Raw genomic sequence first — 17,372 nt, 5'->3', positions numbered from 1 at the left:
AGCGAGTTCCGCCGTGGGTAGCCGCAGGGGCGGCAGTTTCGTGGGGAATGGCATACGTTCGGGTGCATTACCTCCTTTTATTGTCTTTTCATATTCAACCTTCATGATGATTCCGGCTGATTGGCAGATGTGGCTCACGCTCGCGGTGGCCGGCGGTTTGCTATTGAGTCTCGCGATGCGTTTGGCGGCAACGGATTTGCTCGCGCTGGGTGCCTTGTCGGTACTCGTTTTGGCTCAGAATTTGACGGGCACGGACAAGTTGCCTTCGCCTAGCGAGGCGGCTGCCGGATTCGGTAACAAGGGGCTCGTCACGATCGGGCTGCTCTTTGCGATCGTTTCGGGGCTGGAACTCACCGGCGGAACCGAGTTTGCAACCGGATGGCTGCTCGGCGGAGTCAAGGGGCTGCGCAGTGCGCTGGTGCGGATTCTGGGCCCGGTCGCCGTCGTGTCCGGGTTTCTCAACAACACACCAGTGGTTGCGGCGTTACTGCCCGTCATCAATGACGTCAGCAAGCGGATCGGCGTCTCGCCGAGCCGGCTGTTGCTGCCGTTGTCCTACACTGCGATCCTCGGTGGGATGTGCACGCTGATGGGGACAAGCACCAATTTGATCGTACGAGATCTGTACACCGAAAAGCACTTTGACGGCGAAGCCCTGGGGTTCTTTACCCCCGCGATCGTTGGAATTCCCGCGACGATACTCGGTTTGGTCTACATGATCTTTGCATCGCGCTGGCTTTTGCCCGAACGCAAAGCGGCGATTTCCGTTTCGGACGACCCACAGAAATATACGGTCGAAATGCAGGTCGATCCGACCGGACCGTTGGTCGGCAAGACGATCCAGCAGGCAGGGTTGCGGGCACTGCCCGGGCTCTACGTCGCGGAAATCCAGCGAGCCGATGGGCGTATCGAAGCGGCTAAGCCTGAACAGCGGGTTTATGGGCACGATATTTTGATCTTGGTCGGAGCGTTGGACAGCGTTGTGGACCTTCGCAAGATTCGAGGTTTAACGACGCCCGACGGACAGTCTCGAAAACTCGAAGTGCCCGCGTGGCAACGGACGTTGATCGAAGCCGTCGTGAGCCCACGTTGTTCACTGATCGGGAAAACGATCAGAGAAGGAAAGTTTCGATCCAATTACAACGCAGCGGTTGTCGCGGTCGCCCGTGGGGGCCAACGCTTGATGGGGAAACTCGGTGACGTGCGGATCGAGCCGGGGGATGTGTTGCTGATCGAAGCGTCGCCGTCGTTCTTGCATCGCCAACGTGGTTCGAGCGATTTTTATCTGGTCAGCCGCGTTGAGCATGGCGAGGTGCGCAGGCACGAAAAGGCGACGCTGTCGCTCGTCATCACGATCGCGATGGTGTTGGTCGCGGCACTCGGATTGATGGAGATTCTCACTTCCGCCATGCTCGCTGCGGTCGCCATGATCGCATTCCGTTGCTGCACGACCGGTGAAGCGAGGCGAAGCGTCGATTGGTCCGTGCTGATCATCGTGGGCGCCGCAATCGGCATTGGCGAAGCGATGCGTCAAAGTGGTGCCGCCGAAGCGATTGCCAGTGGTCTGTTGCAGTTGGCGGGGGACAACCCGTTGTGGATACTCGCGGCGATCTACATCGCGACGGTGATCTGCACCGAACTGGTCACCAATAGCGCTGCCGCGGTGATCATGTTTCACATTGCATGGTCGGCCGCGGCAACAACGCACATGGATCCGACGCCATTAATTGTATGCGTGATGATCGCAGCGTCTGCGAGTTTTCTGACGCCGTTTGGATACCAAACCAACACGATGGTTTATGGAGTCGGCGGCTATCAGTTGAAGGATTATCTCGTGTTCGGGTTTCCGTTGAGTGTGATCGTGTTTGTGACCACGATGATCATGTTGTCGACTTGGTATGGGATCGGCTGACGCGTCTACGTGAATCGATTTCGCGTTGCTTACTTGTCTGGCATCTGCGTTTCCGTGGGGGCACCTTCGTAGATGCGTCCGTGGAGCTGTTCGATGCAGGTCGCGATGAGAGCGGTCCATCCGGTTTGGTGAGACGCGCCGAGGCCCTCGCCGGTGTCACCGTGAAAGTACTCGTAGAACAGCACGTGGTCCTGCCACAATTTCTCGTCACCGATCATACCGCTGCCGATCAAGCAGGGCCGGGCACCGCCGCCTTCGGGCGATAGGAAGATGCATGACAATCGACGGTTGATTTCGCTGGCGACCTCTTTCAAATTCATCATCACACCCGATCCGGTGGGGCATTCAATTTGGAAGTCGTCGCCGAAGAATTCATGGTAGCGATGGAGCGCTTCGATCAGCAGATAGTTCGTCGGGAACCAGATCGGGCCTCGCCAGTTGCTGTTGCCGCCAAACATCCAACTGTCGGATTCGCCCGGGACGTACGCGACCGTGCTCTCTTGGCCACGGACCGTAACTTTGTACGGGTTGGCTTCGTGTGCTTTCGAGAGGGAACGGATTCCAAAGTCTGAGAGGAATTCGTTTTCATCGAGCATTACCTTGAGGACTCGTTCGAGACGCTCGCGACTGGGGATCGCGATCAATATTTCGCGATGCCCTTTATCGTTCTCGCCAAATAGCAGGTGGGTGGCAAGTATCAGGCGGTTGTTGATGAACCACGTGAGCCGGTTGCGGAACCCGGGCAGTTCATCGAGCAGTTCGTCATCGAGGACTTCGATCGCAATCAGAGGCAACAACCCGACGAGTGACTTCACTCGCATCGGCATCGTTTCGCCGTCGATTTGCAAATGGTCGTAATAGAATCCGTCTTCCTCATCCCACAAACCGCCTTCGCCGCGGCCATTCATCGCGTCGATGATGCGAATGAAGTGATCGAGGAACTTGGACGCCATGTCGGAATAGGATTTATCTTCGCGCGCCAATTCGAGGGCCATCGACATCATCGTGCCGCAGTAGAACGCCATCCACGCGGTGCCGTCGGCTTGTTCGAGCTGGGCGCCTTCGGGGAGCCCTTTGCTGCGATCAAACACACCGATGTTGTCCAAGCCAAGGAATCCGCCTGCGAAAACATTGTCCCCGTTGCTATCGACGCGGTTGACCCACCACGTGAAGTTCAGCAACAGACGCTGGAAGGTTTGTTTCAGAAACATGGTGTCGCGCCGACCCGCTTCGGCTTCCATTTGGTACACACGCAAGCATGCCCACGCGTGCACGGGTGGGTTGACATCGTCGAAGTAGAATTCGTACGCGGGAAGTTGGCCATTGGGATGCATGTACCATTCCCGCAACAGCAACATCAATTGGCGTTTGGCAAACTCGGGGTCAATCCGAGCGGCGGGAATCATATGAAATGCTAAATCCCACGCGGCGAACCACGGGTATTCCCATTTGTCGGGCATCGACAAAATGTCTCGGGCGTAGAGATGTCGCCAATCACGATTGCGGCCGCTCTTGCGAGCTTCCGGCGGCGTCATCACGTCCTTATCCCCGTCGAGCCAATCGGAGACGATGTAGTGATAGAACTGTTTCGTCCACATCAGCCCCGCGTAGGCTGACCTTGAAATATGACGCTGCGCGTCGGTTTCTTTTTCGGGAATGACGTGAGCGTAAAAGTCGTCCGCCTCGTTGCTCCGCAGACGCAGCACATCCGAAAAGCCGTCCGTAAGATCAGGTGTCGGGCCGGGGGAACTCTTCGTCAACCGCACCCGTGCTCGGCGGGATTCGCCAGGCGCCAAATTCCATTGATAAGCCGTTGCGACTTTGGTGCCATAGTGTTTCGGGTTGACCGCTTCGGTCTCGCCATTGACCACATAGCGATGAAACGCGTCTTTGGTGTAGGCCGAAAAATTCTTGCCGTCAAATAGTTTGGCGAAGTTGGTTTCGTTTTCGGTGAACAACAATTCGCTGGTGTCTTGCGATTCAAAAACGCACGTGAACGGTTCGAGCGTGTCGTGTTTCGTTTGGACAACGTGTCCAGTTGCGTTTCGTCGTTTTTCGATACGCGGTTTGGCGGAGCAGCCTTCGTGTCGGCACCCCCAGACCCAGGTGTTTCGAAACCAGAGCGTGGGCAAGAGCGTGATCGGCGCTGCATCAGGGCCTTGATTGGTCACCGAGATTTCGATTAATAGATCGTCCGCGTCCGCTTTCGCATAAGTCGCCGTGACATCGAAAAACCGATTTTCATGAAACAGCCCCGTGTCGACGATTTCGTATTCTGGATCAAGATAACCGCGTTGTGCGTTGGTTTTGACCAGTTCGCGATACGGGTATCTCGCGTGTGGATAACGATACATCGCGCGGGCGAACGAATGCGTCGGTGTGGAATCCAGGTAGTAATAGATCTCTTTGACGTCTTCGCCGTGGTTGCCCTCGGGGCCCGTCAAACCAAACAGGCGTTCTTTCAAAATCGTGTCATTGCCGTTCCACAACGCGATCGAAAAACACAGCCGGCATTGGCGATCGGTAAACCCCAGCAGTCCGTCCTCACCCCACCGGTAGGCACGCGAGCGGGCATGATCGTGAGGGAAATCGCTCCACGAATCGCCACCCGGGGAATAATCCTCGCGAACCGTCCCCCATTGCCGCTCCGAAAGATACGGTCCCCAACGCTTCCAGTTCTTTTCCCTCGCGGAATCCTGTCGCAATCGTTGGTGTTCAGGTGTTGGCATGGGTCGACGCAATTACTCGTGGCGGAACCGGTTACGAAACGATGATACTGCCCTGACCATTTCCCGGAAGATGCCCCGCGACGGGGACTCACAATTTCTTATGGAAATCCGCCTAATGAAGTTATGGTTCGTTCGTTATCTTCATTGCAAGTGTGCACCCTCTGGTTAAAAACTGCTTCGACACTCTTCTCCCCACGAAACTCCCATGAACTCTCGCTATGGTCTAATCGGCGTTCTTGCCTTCCTAGTCCTGTTGCTTGCTGGCCAAACGATGACCGACATGCCTGCTGCGCCACCTAATAACCCGCAACCGCGTTCGTGGGAGCCGATTCAAGCGGCAATCAACAAAGGGTTACCTAAAACGGCAATCTCGGAAATCGAAAAACAATTGCCTGGGGCGATTGAAAAGGGCGATCATGATCTCGTTGTTCGCTTGTTGGCCACCCGGGCGACGCTCGACGGACAACTCGAGGGACGCGATGAAGTGCATCGAATCGTCCGATTGCAAGCCGATTTGGAAACCGCCCCACCGGCAACCCGTCCGGTGATTCGCGGTTTGTTGGCAAATTGGTTTTGGGGCTACTACTCCCAAAACCAATGGCGTTTTCGCGACCGAACGGAGGTCGATCCGGGGATTGTCGACGCCGAGAAGCCGGTCGTGATCAAATCGTTCGAAGACATCTCGACCTGGACGCGGCAGCGGATTGTTGCCCAATCGGCGGCTCTGTTCGAATCCGCCCTTAACGACGACGGCAGTAAGCAGACATTACAAGAAACCGCGATCGAAGATTATTCGGACTTGTTGGTGGGGGGAAACGCTCCTGATGAGTATCGCCCAACGCTTTACGATTTTATCGTCGCTGATGCGATCGATTTTTACTCTGACGCGAACGAAACCTACAGCGGCCCGGCCGACCGTTTCGAATTGGAAGTGGGAACGCCGATTTTCGCAGACGTGGACCAGTTCATCTCGTGGCAGGTTCCGGAAACCGATTTGCGTTCGCCGCTGTACCGCGCCACGACGCTGTATCAGGAATGGCTCGCTTTTCATCGCAACGACGCAAACTCAGCCGCGTTGATCGACACCGACTTGCACCGGCTTGAGTTTGCCGATGAGCACGCGGTGGGCGATGGGATGAAAGAGGCGTTGCGATCGTTTGTCATGCGAAATGCTAAGAGCGAAATCTCGACACGAGCCCAATTCAAACTCGCCCAATTAGCACGCGAAGACGATGATCCCGCTCTTGCTCGTGAAATCGCACTCGCAGCGATCAAAGCACATCCGAATAGTCGGGGAGCAGCAGCGTGTCGCGCGTTGGTGAAACAAATCGAAGCTCCTTCGATCGACCTTTCAACCGAACAGGTTTGGAACCCGCAGCTAGACGATTCGTCGCGTCCCGTGATTACGGTCAGGTACCGCAACGTCACCAAGGTCCACTTCCGCCTCGTCCAACTCGATTTCGAATCGCTGCGGAAGTCGGGGCGTCGTCCAGGTAATTTGACCGAAGTCGGGCGTCAAATGTTGACCAAGCGGACTCCCGTTATCGCGTGGACGGAAGCCTTACCTGAGACAGACGACTATCGCGAACGAACCGAGGACGTTGCCTCGCGGGTCGATGTTCCACGCGGCGCCTATTACTTGCTCGCCAGTACATCGGAAGATTTTCCGTTGGGCGACAGCTATACCGCGATCACGGATGTGTGGGTCAGTGGTTTGTCGATGGTGGTGGAGTCTCGTCATGAAGAAGGCGTGCTCACCGGCTATGTGCTCGATTCCTTGACCGGGGAACCACTCGCGGGCGTGAGTGTCGACGTCTGGGCAAGGAAGAGTCAACCACGGCGCGGAATCAGCGAGCCACAATTAAGGGAAACACTCAAGACGACAAAAGAGGGGCGGTTCGAGTTTTCGGGCGAGTCGTTGCACAACATCAATTTTCTCGCCTCACGTGGCAAGGATCAGCTGTGGTCGGACGAGTACCACATTTATCATCAACGCAGTCGCCCGTCGCATGACGTCACGCGGAGCCATTTCTTCACCGATCGTGCGTTGTACCGGCCGGGGCAAATCGTCCGATACAAACTGATCTGCACGCGTTCCAATCAAGCCAAGGGCGAATACGCGGTTGCTCCCGACGAAAAAATCAGTGTCGAGCTGCTCGACGCAAACGGCAAGGTGGTTGAGACGGCTGAACTGCGGTGCAATGAACTCGGCAGTTGCCATGGCAGCTTTAATCTTCCTTCGGGTGGACTGACCGGCCAGATGATGCTGCGAACGCGAGGGGCCTACCAGGGTTCCCAGAGGATTCGCGTGGAAGAATACAAACGTCCCAAGTTCGAAGTGAAGGTGGAATCTCCAACCGCCCCGGTGCGTCTCGGCGAATCCGTCACGGTGACAGGAACTGCCACCGCGTACACCGGAGCCGCGATTGACGGAGCGACGGTTCGCTACCGCGTCGTTCGTGAAACGGAATTGCCGCCGTGGTGGTGGTACCGATGTTGGTGGATGCCGCCGTCGCCGATGCCGCCGCAAACGATCGCCGAAGGGGAAACCAAAACCGACGATGCGGGTAAGTTCTCGGTCTCATTCGAAGCGATTCCGGATCGTACGGTGGACCGCGAAAGTGAGCCGAAATTTCGCTACAAAATCGAAGCGGACGTGATCGATACGACAGGCGAGACTCGCGAAGGATCGACGACCGTGTTGGTCGGCTACACGATGATGGAAGCGACGTTGAGCACGGCGACGCCACAGTGGTTGACCGACGAGGAGCCGATCGAGATCAAGGTCGCCACGCGGACGCTCCAAGGCGGCCCGGTGTCGAGCAAAGTGACCGTGAAGATTCACTCGCTCCAATCGCCCGACAAAATCGGACGCCGACAAATTGGTTATCCGGTTCCCTACTGGGCTCCTCGCGGAGACGCCGATGATGCCCCCAAGGATGTCGTTCGCCCGGAAGAGCCGAACTCTTGGCCGATCGATGGAACCATCAAAACGGTTGAGTTAACGACTGACGAATCCGGTAATGCGAGCTTGGAAGTCGAACTCGAGGCGGGGCACTTCCGCGCCGTGTTGTCCGCGGTCGATTCCGCTGGCCAGTCTGTCTCGGCAATCTTGCCGTTGCGGGTGATCGACCCGGATGCGGAAGAGTGTGAGCTCAAAATTGCCGATTTGTTCGCCGTGCAAAGTGCCAGTGTCGAGCCTGGTGATACGTTCCGGGCCGTTTGGGGCAGCGGCTATGAGTCGGCGCGTGCACTCGTTGAAATTTCGCATCGCGGAAAAGCCCTGCAACGATACTGGACACCGAAAAATCGCACGCAGTCACAAATCACGCTCGATATCGATGAGAGTCTGCGAGGCGGATTCACCGTGCGTGTCTGGATGGTGCGAGAGAACCGGTTCTATCTCAACGAGCAGCGGATTGATGTACCGTGGAGCAATAAAGAACTCACCGTCCGTTGGGAACGGTTCTTGTCCAAACTTAAACCGGGCCAACAGGAAACTTGGACTGCGATCATCGAAGACAAATCCGGTAGCACCGATGCGGCGATGAAGCGGGCGGCGGAGATGGTCGCGACGTTATATGACGCGTCGCTCGATGCGTTCGCTCCTCATGATTTTCTGTCAGGGTTTGGTTTGTTTTACACCGATTACTCGCGCGTTTCGGTGAACGACCAGAATCGATGGGAGGGGCTGCAGCAGATTTCGGTGCATCGCTCGATTCCGATTCCCTCGGCGACGCCTACCTATCGAGACTATCCGCCAGAACTGCAAGGTGCCGCCGTAATGAGGTTCGGGATGATGCGAAGTCGAGCTTTTGGCGGCCGGATGATGCAGAAAGGGATGATTGCTGAGGAAGGCATGCCAATGCCCTCAGCCGCGCCGATGATGATGGCCGACAGTGCGCTCGCAATGGACGAAGCGGAAAGTGCTGATATGGCGGATTCGGCACCGCCTCCAACCGATAAACCCGGCAGCGACATCGATTTGTCGGATGTTTCGCCACGGAAAAATCTCAACGAGACCGCGTTCTTTTTCCCGGAATTGACCGCCGACGAGAACGGTGTCGTCACGATGAGTTTTACGATGCCCGAAGCGTTGACTCGTTGGAAATTGCTCGGGTTCGCACACACCGCGGATCTGGCGGGCGGATTGATCACCGATACGGCAGTCACCAGCAAAGAGTTAATGGTTCAACCGAATCCGCCACGCATCCTGCGTGAGGGTGATGAGATCGAATTGACGGTCAAGGTCAGCAACCAATCCGCGACGATCCAAACAGGAACCGTTGCGTTTGAATTCACCGATGCACGCACCGGAGAAAGCGTTGACGCAAAGATCGGTAATGCACAGGTCCGACAATCGTTTGAGGTAGCGGCGGGCCGGTCGCAGACGTTCTCTTGGCCGATCCAGGTTCCAGACGGTCTCGGTTTCCTGGTTTACAAAGCGGTCGCGTCGACGGGCCGGCTTTCCGACGGCGAGGAAGGCTACCTGCCGGTTCTGTCACGAAAGATTTTGGTGCACGAATCGATCGCTCTTCCGATCGACGGCAAGGAAACCAAAACGTTCACGCTCGACAAGCTCGCGTCGCTGGATCCCAATTCGATTCGCAACGAATCGTTGACGGTTCAGATGACGTCCAACCCGGCGTGGTACGCCGTGATGGCGCTGCCTTACCTGATGGACTACCCGCACGAGTGCAGCGAGCAGACGTTCAACCGGTTATATGCGAACCTGTTGGCACGGCACATCGCGACGTCGGACCCGAAGATCGAACGCGTGTTCGAGATTTGGCGAAACCAACCTCGAGCGATCAAAGGCCAGCCCGCTGGGCGTGACGCGCTCGAGTCGCCGCTGCAACAGAACGAAGATCTCGCCTCGATCGCGTTGACGGAAACGCCGTGGGTGATCGAAGCGGAATCGGAGTCCGAAGCACGCCGCAACGTGGGGATCTTGTTCGACCAAAATCGCGTCAACGAGCAAGTCGCCCGGCTGACCAAACGGCTCGAAGACCTGCAGCTCGACGACGGCAGCTGGCCTTGGTTCCCGGGCGGTCGTTCAAATCCGTTCATCACGCTGTATCTTGCGACCGGTTACGGCAGGCTGCGACATTTGGGTGTGGATGTCGATGTTTCGTCGGCGATCGAATCGCTTTCGCATTTGGATGCTTACTCGAAGAAGGTCTACACGGAGATCAAATCGAAGGATCGAAACACGAACCATCTGTCGACGACGATCGCGATGTATCTTTACGGACGCAGTTTCTTCTTGCGTGATGCCGACATTGACGCGGCATCTCGTCCGGCATTGGAGTATTGGCTTGATCAAGCTGCGAAACATTGGTTGACGCAGCCCCGGATGAGTCAGGCTCACCTCGCGGTGGCCCTCAAACGATTCGGACGTGGTGATGACGCGATGGCGATCGTCGCTTCGTTGAAGGAACGCAGCGTGACGGACGAAACCGGGATGCATTGGAACGACGAAGTCCATGGTTGGTTCTGGTATCAAGCCGATATCGAAACCCAAGCGATGATGATCGAGATGTTCGACGAAGTCGCATCGGATCAGGAATCGGTCGAATCGTGCAAAGGATGGTTGCTGCGTCAAAAAGAAACTCGCTCTTGGGAGACCACCAAAGCGACAGCGGATGCGGTGTACGCGTTGTTGTTGCGAGGTGCCGGGCTGCTTGCTGATCAAACGCTTGTTGATGTGAAGGTCGGCGAGACGGAAGTGGTGCAAGAAAACGTCGAAGCGGGGACAGGATTCTTCCAGCAACGTTTCGAAGGATCCGAGATCACGCCGGAAATGGGGGCGATCACCGTGACCAAGACCACACCGGGAATCGCCTGGGGTGGTGTTCACTGGAAGTATTTTCAGAACATCGATGAGGTCACGCCGCACGAAGGCACTCCACTGGAAATTCAAAAGCAACTGTTTGTAGTGCGGAGCACGCCGTCTGGCGAGGTTCTGCGACCGGTGGTCGGTGGGCTCGTTGCCGGCGACGGTACGGACAACGTCGACGTTGACGGAACACCTATCAAGGTCGGTGACGAACTCGTTTCTCGCTTGATCGTTCGCAGTTCACGAGCGATGGAGTTTATTCACCTCAAGGATTCTCGTGGCAGCGGAACGGAACCGACGAACGTCTTGTCGGGATATCGATGGCGAGATGGGCTGGGGTATTACCAAAGCACACGTGATGCCGCCGAGCATTTCTTTATCGACTATCTCCCGAAGGGAACCTACGTGCTCGAGTCGCGAAGTCGTGTGCAGTTACGCGGGCGTTATCAGTCCGGTCTCGCGACGATCGAATCGATGTATGCCCCGCAGTACAACAGTCATAGTGAAAGCCACGAGATGAAAGTGGGCGACTGATCCGAAGGTAAGCCGCTTAGGATGTCGCCCATGGCGGACGCCTGTTGTGCGGGCGTTGACTGGCTATAAGTTACCTATCTTGACCCTCCTCGGCTTCGGTCGCGGGAGGGTTTTTTGTTCCCCCGACAGATCCATGCCTGTGTCAAGTCTGCGGTGCGACTGAAACTGACGGCAGGGGAGTGTTAGGCCGCGTCGGTTTTTTCTACTCTTTGGGCCAGCCTGTCGCCCGTGTCGGTTTTGGGCTTTGCCGCCCGAGAATCGCAACCGTGAGGAATTGATCCACCGTGTCTGATTTCAATCTGCTTTTGCAGACCAGCCGTTTTGATGTTGTCGAAATGGAGTTGCCGTCGCGAGATGGTCAGGTCCATCGTCGGGCGTACGTTCGACACCCGGGGGCGGTCGTGCTCCTACCGTTGCTCGACGAAGACACGATCGTGATGATTGAAAATGAACGCACCGGAGTGGGGGAAACGCTGCTCGAATTACCCGCCGGGACACGTGATCCGGGCGAACCGCCGCTGGAAACCGCCGCCCGCGAACTGACGGAGGAGACCGGTTACACCGCCCAGCAATTCGATGTCATCTGTGAGTTCTATTCAGCGCCAGGGCTTGGCAACGAAATGATGCACATGATTGTCGCACGCGATCTGACGGCGGGGGAACAGCGACTCGAACCGACTGAGCGAATCGCGACGCGTATCGTGACGCGTGAGGAAGTCGTACGATTGGTGCGCGAACATGAAATTCGCGATTCCAAAACCTTGGTGGGGTTGCAGAGTTTTCTATTGGGATACTTGTAGTGCTCGTGTCGCTTCAACGCCAATGCGTCGGGGTATTTGACAAATTTGTGGGTGTACCTTTCGGCGCCGGCCGTGGGTACGCTGGTCGGCAGCTGGGGATGTCGTTTGGTTCGCGTATGAGACGACGGCTCGCCAGCGAATACGAACGTTTCGACCGGGGGATGCCGAAGGCAAATCGGAAAAAATTTGCACATCGCGATCCGGTTTCATCGTGGTCGCTTCCACCGCGCCGACGGCGTATCGTGGTAGTCAGTGGGAGGTTGTGAATGGAGTGTCGAGGTCACCTGTTCTCACGCTACAATTCTCTGCATGCTCGTCGTTTCTCGTCTCTTCCTTTTCGCATGAAAGTTCATCATGAAAGCGTTCGAAGCCACGCGGTACTTTTTCAACGAAGCGGCCGATCAGCTCGATATCAGTGAAGAGCTTCGAGAATTGTTGCTGATGCCTGATCGTGAAATCCAGGTGCAGGTGACCATTCGCCGTGACGACGGCAAACTCGCCAATTTCGTAGGTTTTCGTGTCCAACATGATCACGTTCGCGGACCGATGAAAGGCGGGTTGCGATACCACCAGGAAGTCGACTTGGATGAATCGCGAGCTCTTGCCAGTCTGATGACTTGGAAAACCGCCGTCGTGAATTTGCCCTACGGTGGTGCCAAAGGCGGAATCGGGGTTGATCCGGCGCAGTTGTCAAAAAACGAAATCGAACGGCTAACCCGTGCGTTTGTGGATCAGATTCACGATATCGTCGGCCCCGATACGGACATCCCGGCTCCCGACATGGGCACCGATCACCAAGTGATGAGCTGGTTCCGTAACCAATGGGAAAAATATCACGGATTCAATCCCGCCGTGATCACGGGCAAGCCGGTTGAGGAATACGGTGCCAAAGGGCGTGAAGAGGCCACCGGGCGGGGCGTCGGTACGCTGACTCAGAAACTGATCAAACGCCTCGGGATGGCACCAGAGAAAACGCGGATCGCAATCCAGGGTTTTGGAAACGTGGGATCGCATGCGGCGAAGTTCTTGCACGAGGGGCAGTTCCCGATCGTTGCCGTTTCGGACATCACGGGGACCTACTTCAATGAGGAAGGATTGAACCTTCCTAAATTGCTCCGTCATAAATTGGCGCATCCGAAAGGGTTGCTCGAAGGCTTTGATGGTGCCGAGCATTTGCCGTTGGATGCGTTAATGAAGCTCGAACATATGGACGTGCTGATTCCCGCGGCGCTGGGCGGTGTGATTACGGAGAAGAACGCCGATGCAATCAAGGCGACGGTAATCGTCGAGGCTGCCAACGGACCCACGAATCCGGCGGCGGACAAAATCCTCAATGAACGCGGCGTCACCATTTTGCCTGACATCCTCGCCAATGCCGGCGGGGTGACGGTCAGTTACTTTGAATGGGTTCAAAATCGCCAGCATTATCGCTGGTCACTCGATCGCGTCCGTCAGGAACTCGACCACACGATGAATGAAGCGTTCGAAGACGTGTGGCAAATGTCGGCTCAGCACGACGTGTCGCTGCGAACGGCCGCCTACATGATCGGCATCTCAAGAGTCAAACGAGCCACCGAGCTAGCCGGAAACGCGTAGCCGTCCAGGTCCCGACGTGACGGAGGTGTTGGAAACGCAAGCGACTGGCACGCTCAAGAACAGTCGGGCTGTTCGCTGCCGAGTAAACAGCCAAATGACATGTCAATTTCGCCGGAAATCCTCGGTGGAGCGAATTTGGCGATCTCCACGACCCGATCGGGCCGGCATTTCCAGCCCGGTCCTTAGTCGCCTTACGATTTGGTCATCTTGGGTGGCTCGGGGACTGCGATGTCTTTGAGCAACCGTTTGACGATTGCGTCGGTGTCCATCCCTTCGGCTTGAGCCTGGAAATTGGTCGCGATGCGGTGCCGAAGGACGGGCAGTGCGATGCGTTGGATATCTCCTGGTTCGATATTAAATCGGCCGTTCATCGCCGCGATCGCTTTGGCGCCGGCGATCAGGTTTTGTCCCGCACGGGGGCCGGCGCCCCAATCGACGAGTTCACGAACGTAATCCGGCGCCGATTCATCGCTCGGGCGGGTGGCACGAACGAGTTGGGAAGCGTAGCGGATCACCAGCGGTCCGGCCGCAATGCTAGAGACGAGTTTTTGACACGTCAAAATCGCTCTGGCCGACAACACCTTATTGACCGTTGGTGCCTCCCCACGTGTCGTCGCGGTGAGGATGCGTTCTTCTTCATCGGCCGTCGGGTAGTCGATTCTGATGTTGAACATGAACCGGTCGAGTTGGGCTTCGGGCAACGGATAGGTGCCCTCCTGTTCGACCGGGTTTTGGGTGGCGATGGTAAAGAACGGATCGGGCAACGCGTGGGTGTCGCGACCGATCGAAACCTGCCGTTCTTGCATCGCTTCGAGTAACGCCGCTTGGGTTTTCGGAGGCGTCCGGTTGATTTCGTCGGCTAGCAGAATGTTGGTGAAAATGGGCCCTTCGACGAAACGGAACAATCTCCGACCCGATTCGTCTTCCTCGAGAACCTGCGTTCCGGTAATGTCCGACGGCATCAAATCGGGCGTGAACTGCACCCGTTTGAAGGTGACGTCAAGGATTTCCGACAGCGTGCTGACCATCAACGTTTTGGCTAGCCCTGGGACCCCCTCTAGTAAACAGTGGCCGCGGGTAAAAATCGCTGCCAGCAATTGTTCGATGGTGTCGCTTTGGCCCACGATGACTTTGCCGAGTTCGTCACGCATCCGCTGTTGATGTTCGGCGAATTCACGTAACACATCGGCGAAGTTGCGAGGTTTCCCCGATGCGGCCGCGTTGGGCGTTGACGGTGCCGTGTTCGCCGCAGGCGGATTTGCAGACGCTGCGGTTTTCGGGGACACTGGAGGCGTCGCAGGTTGGTTCACCACGGGCGGTGGGGTGGGCGAAGACGGATCTGTCATCGGGGGAGCTTGGGCTCGTGGAGCGATTGGAATTTCGAAAACAGCCGAGTTCAGCTGCACGGTGCAGGGTAACGTTATCAGTCTAGGCGTTACCAGTGAAAATCAAAATCGGGTTCTCGCACGAAGTTGACGACAATGAGTAGACGCAGCGACATGGATGAGGAAATCGACGTGAGGCATCAGGATACCGAACCGGCATGTGCCAGTGGTGTGACCCCGTCGTGGCATGCTGGGGGGGCCGCGTTACGGATCGCAATCATCTTGCTCGTCGCGATGAGCGGTCTGTCTCCCGCCACCGCGGAAATCGATGCGATCACGGTGCAGCGTTCGATTGATCGCGGGATCGAGTATTTGCGGAAGTCACAAACCGAACGTGGCGGCTGGGACGAATACGGGGGCCAATCGTGTGGGCTTTCGGCACTCTGTACGCTCGCTTGGGTGAACGCCGGCGTCTCACGCCAAGATCCTGATCTGATCCGAGCGATCGAGTACTTGCGGACCTTCGAACCGCAACAGACGTATTCCATATCGCTGCAAACTCTCGTGTTTTGTGCCGTCGGTGCGTTGGAGGATTTGCCCCGCATTCGACGCAACGTCGCTTGGTTGACTGAGCAACAAAAGGGACCAAATGAACGAAATCAAGGTGCCTGGACTTATGGGATTGGTCACGGCAACGGTGATCCGTCCAACGCCCAGTTCGCGGTCCTCGCCCTAGGGGCGGCCGCGGAACGTGGGATCGAAGTCGCTCCCGAAGTGTTCGAATCGGCGGCGGCGTATTGGCGGAAAATTCAGTTGCGGCGAGGGGGATGGTCGTACGGTGGGCCAACGCCGAGCGGTTCGATGACGTGTGCCGGAATCGCGTCGCTGCTGATTTGTGGCAGCAGCCTGAATGATCTCGACGATTCGAAAAACGCCGATCGACTCGAATGCTGTGGCGGCGGCGCGACGGATCAGGCACTCGAACGGGGATTGGATTTCCTCAGCGAAATCTTCACGATCCGGGCCAATCCCGGCAACGAAATGCTGAGCTATTACTACTACCTCTATGCCGTCGAACGCGTCGGGCGTTTGTCAGGCCGGCGGCTGATCGGGAACCGCGATTGGTATCGAGAAGGCGCCGAACGTTTGGTCAGTTTGCAGGACGCGTTTCAAGGGTTTTGGAAAGGCGGGGGCGTAGTCGAATCGAACCGTGACATTGCTACCGCGTTCGCGCTGCTGTTTCTCGCAAAAGGGAAACGTCAAGTTGTCGTCGGACGGCTCGATCATCCGTCGCTGCGAACTGCCGATGCCGCCCGACGCGGTGATGTGGTCGTGCGAGTCAACGACAAAGAGTCTGATTCGCTCCCGCATTCGGGTGCGTTGCGAGAACTCGTCCGGCATGTTGAACGCGATTGGTCCAAAGAACTCACGTGGCAGACGATCGTGGCTGATCAAGCAACCGCTCAGGACTTGTTGAAATCACCGGTGCTGGTCATCACCGGATCGGGGACGTTGGACTTCAGCGTTAAACTGCGAGAGAATTTGAAACAGTATCTCGACCAAGGCGGCACGATTCTGTTCGATTCACTTGCCGGCGACGGGTGCGGTGACGGCAAAGCGTTTGAACGCAGTGTCGTTTCTCTGTGCAGCGAATGGTTCCCGCAATCAAGGCTCGACCGATTACCGACGTCGCATCCCGTTTGGTTTGCTGAGGCACCCGTGGATCCCGCCGCGATCGCCAGCGATTATTGGATCTATGGTGTCGGCGCGTGTTGTCGAACTCCGGTGTTTTATTCCCCTCGCAGCCTGACGTGCCGTTGGTCGCGAGGGGCTCCGTTGCTTCGGGGGGTGGATTTGCCGGGCAAGATCGGACGCGAAGTGGTCGCGGGGATCACGATCGGCGAAAATATCCTCGCCTACGCCACTGGACGTGAGTTGAAGGACAAACTGGATGGTGCCAGTGTGATTGTCGCCGGTGAAGCTCCCGAACCGACTCGTGGAGCGATCCCGATCGCCGCCGGCGCACTCGGTGCCGGGGAAGAACAGGTGCAGCGGGCGTTGCCCAATGCGGCGTTGATCATTCGCGAGAAGCTCACCGTCGAGGTCATTGCGGTCGACGAACCGATCGCGTTGACGGAGCAATCGCTGGCCCGCGTCGGCGTGCTCTATTTAACCGGTCAAACCGAATTCGAACTAAGCGACGAGTCGCGTCGAGCATTGAAAGACTACATCGATCGAGAAGGCATTGTGATCGCGACGCCGATCTGCGGAAACGCCGCGTTCGCATCGTCGGTCCGTCGAGAGCTAACTGCCCTAACGCCCGGTGGCGAATTCCGAACCATGCCGAGCGATCATCCTGCCTGGACGACGCGTTTTGGCGGCTTCGACCTTACCAATGTCGAAATCCGTACCCCGAATCAGAAGCGGGTGGGCGATCCCTCGCTGGTCGTCGCTCAGCGAACGGGGACGCCGGTGATGGAGGTGATCGAAGTGAATGGGGTCGATACGATTTTCTATTCTCCGCTCGATCTGAGTTGCGCACTCGAAAGTCAGAATTCGATCCAGTGCCCCGGCTATCCCACGGGCGACGCCGGAAAAATCATCGCGGGAGTGATCTTGTATGCGTTGCAACAATGA

7 protein-coding genes are annotated in these 17,372 nt (G+C 56.9%); 5 read left to right on the top strand and 2 right to left on the bottom strand.

Annotated elements, in window-relative coordinates:
• Positions 1-103 precede the first annotated feature (103 nt).
• Positions 104-1,912 carry an SLC13 family permease gene (locus tag NB063_RS25880; protein WP_250931929.1) on the top strand — a complete coding sequence of 603 codons (1,809 nt, stop codon included), beginning with the start codon at positions 104-106 and terminating at the stop codon, positions 1,910-1,912.
• A 29-nt stretch (positions 1,913-1,941) separates the two neighbouring features.
• Here the strand turns inward: NB063_RS25880 and NB063_RS25875 are convergent, their stop codons facing one another.
• Positions 1,942-4,641, bottom strand: coding sequence for an MGH1-like glycoside hydrolase domain-containing protein (locus tag NB063_RS25875; protein ID WP_250931928.1), 2,700 nt, complete (start codon positions 4,639-4,641; stop codon positions 1,942-1,944).
• A gap of 205 nt (positions 4,642-4,846) precedes the next feature.
• Between NB063_RS25875 and NB063_RS25870 the strand changes: the two genes are divergently transcribed.
• From NB063_RS25870 to NB063_RS25860, 3 genes are all read left to right on the top strand, one after another.
• On the top strand, positions 4,847-11,014 hold the full coding sequence (locus NB063_RS25870) for an alpha-2-macroglobulin family protein (protein ID WP_250931927.1): 6,168 nt from the start codon (positions 4,847-4,849) through the stop codon (positions 11,012-11,014).
• Between the two features lie 284 nt (positions 11,015-11,298).
• A complete protein-coding gene (locus NB063_RS25865; RefSeq protein ID WP_250931926.1) occupies positions 11,299-11,814 on the top strand; it encodes an NUDIX hydrolase in 516 nt (171 codons plus the stop codon).
• Positions 11,815-12,168: 354 nt separating this feature from the next.
• Complete coding sequence (locus NB063_RS25860) at positions 12,169-13,410, top strand: Glu/Leu/Phe/Val family dehydrogenase (protein ID WP_250931925.1); 1,242 nt, start codon at positions 12,169-12,171, stop codon at positions 13,408-13,410.
• Positions 13,411-13,601: 191 nt separating this feature from the next.
• Here NB063_RS25860 and NB063_RS25855 read toward each other — a convergent pair whose 3' ends face one another.
• Positions 13,602-14,594 carry an AAA family ATPase gene (locus NB063_RS25855; RefSeq protein ID WP_250932002.1) on the bottom strand — a complete coding sequence of 331 codons (993 nt, stop codon included), beginning with the start codon at positions 14,592-14,594 and terminating at the stop codon, positions 13,602-13,604.
• A gap of 297 nt (positions 14,595-14,891) precedes the next feature.
• Between NB063_RS25855 and NB063_RS25850 the strand changes: the two genes are divergently transcribed.
• Positions 14,892-17,372 (top strand): DUF4159 domain-containing protein, encoded by a 2,481-nt coding sequence (locus tag NB063_RS25850; protein WP_407652716.1) that lies wholly within the window; start codon positions 14,892-14,894, stop codon positions 17,370-17,372.

The organism is Aporhodopirellula aestuarii, assembly GCF_023701485.1.
Taxonomy (GTDB): Bacteria; Planctomycetota; Planctomycetia; order Pirellulales; family Pirellulaceae; genus Rhodopirellula; species Rhodopirellula aestuarii.
The sequence above is the reverse complement of the archived record's forward strand: the minus strand, read 5'-3'. Positions and strand labels throughout refer to the sequence as shown.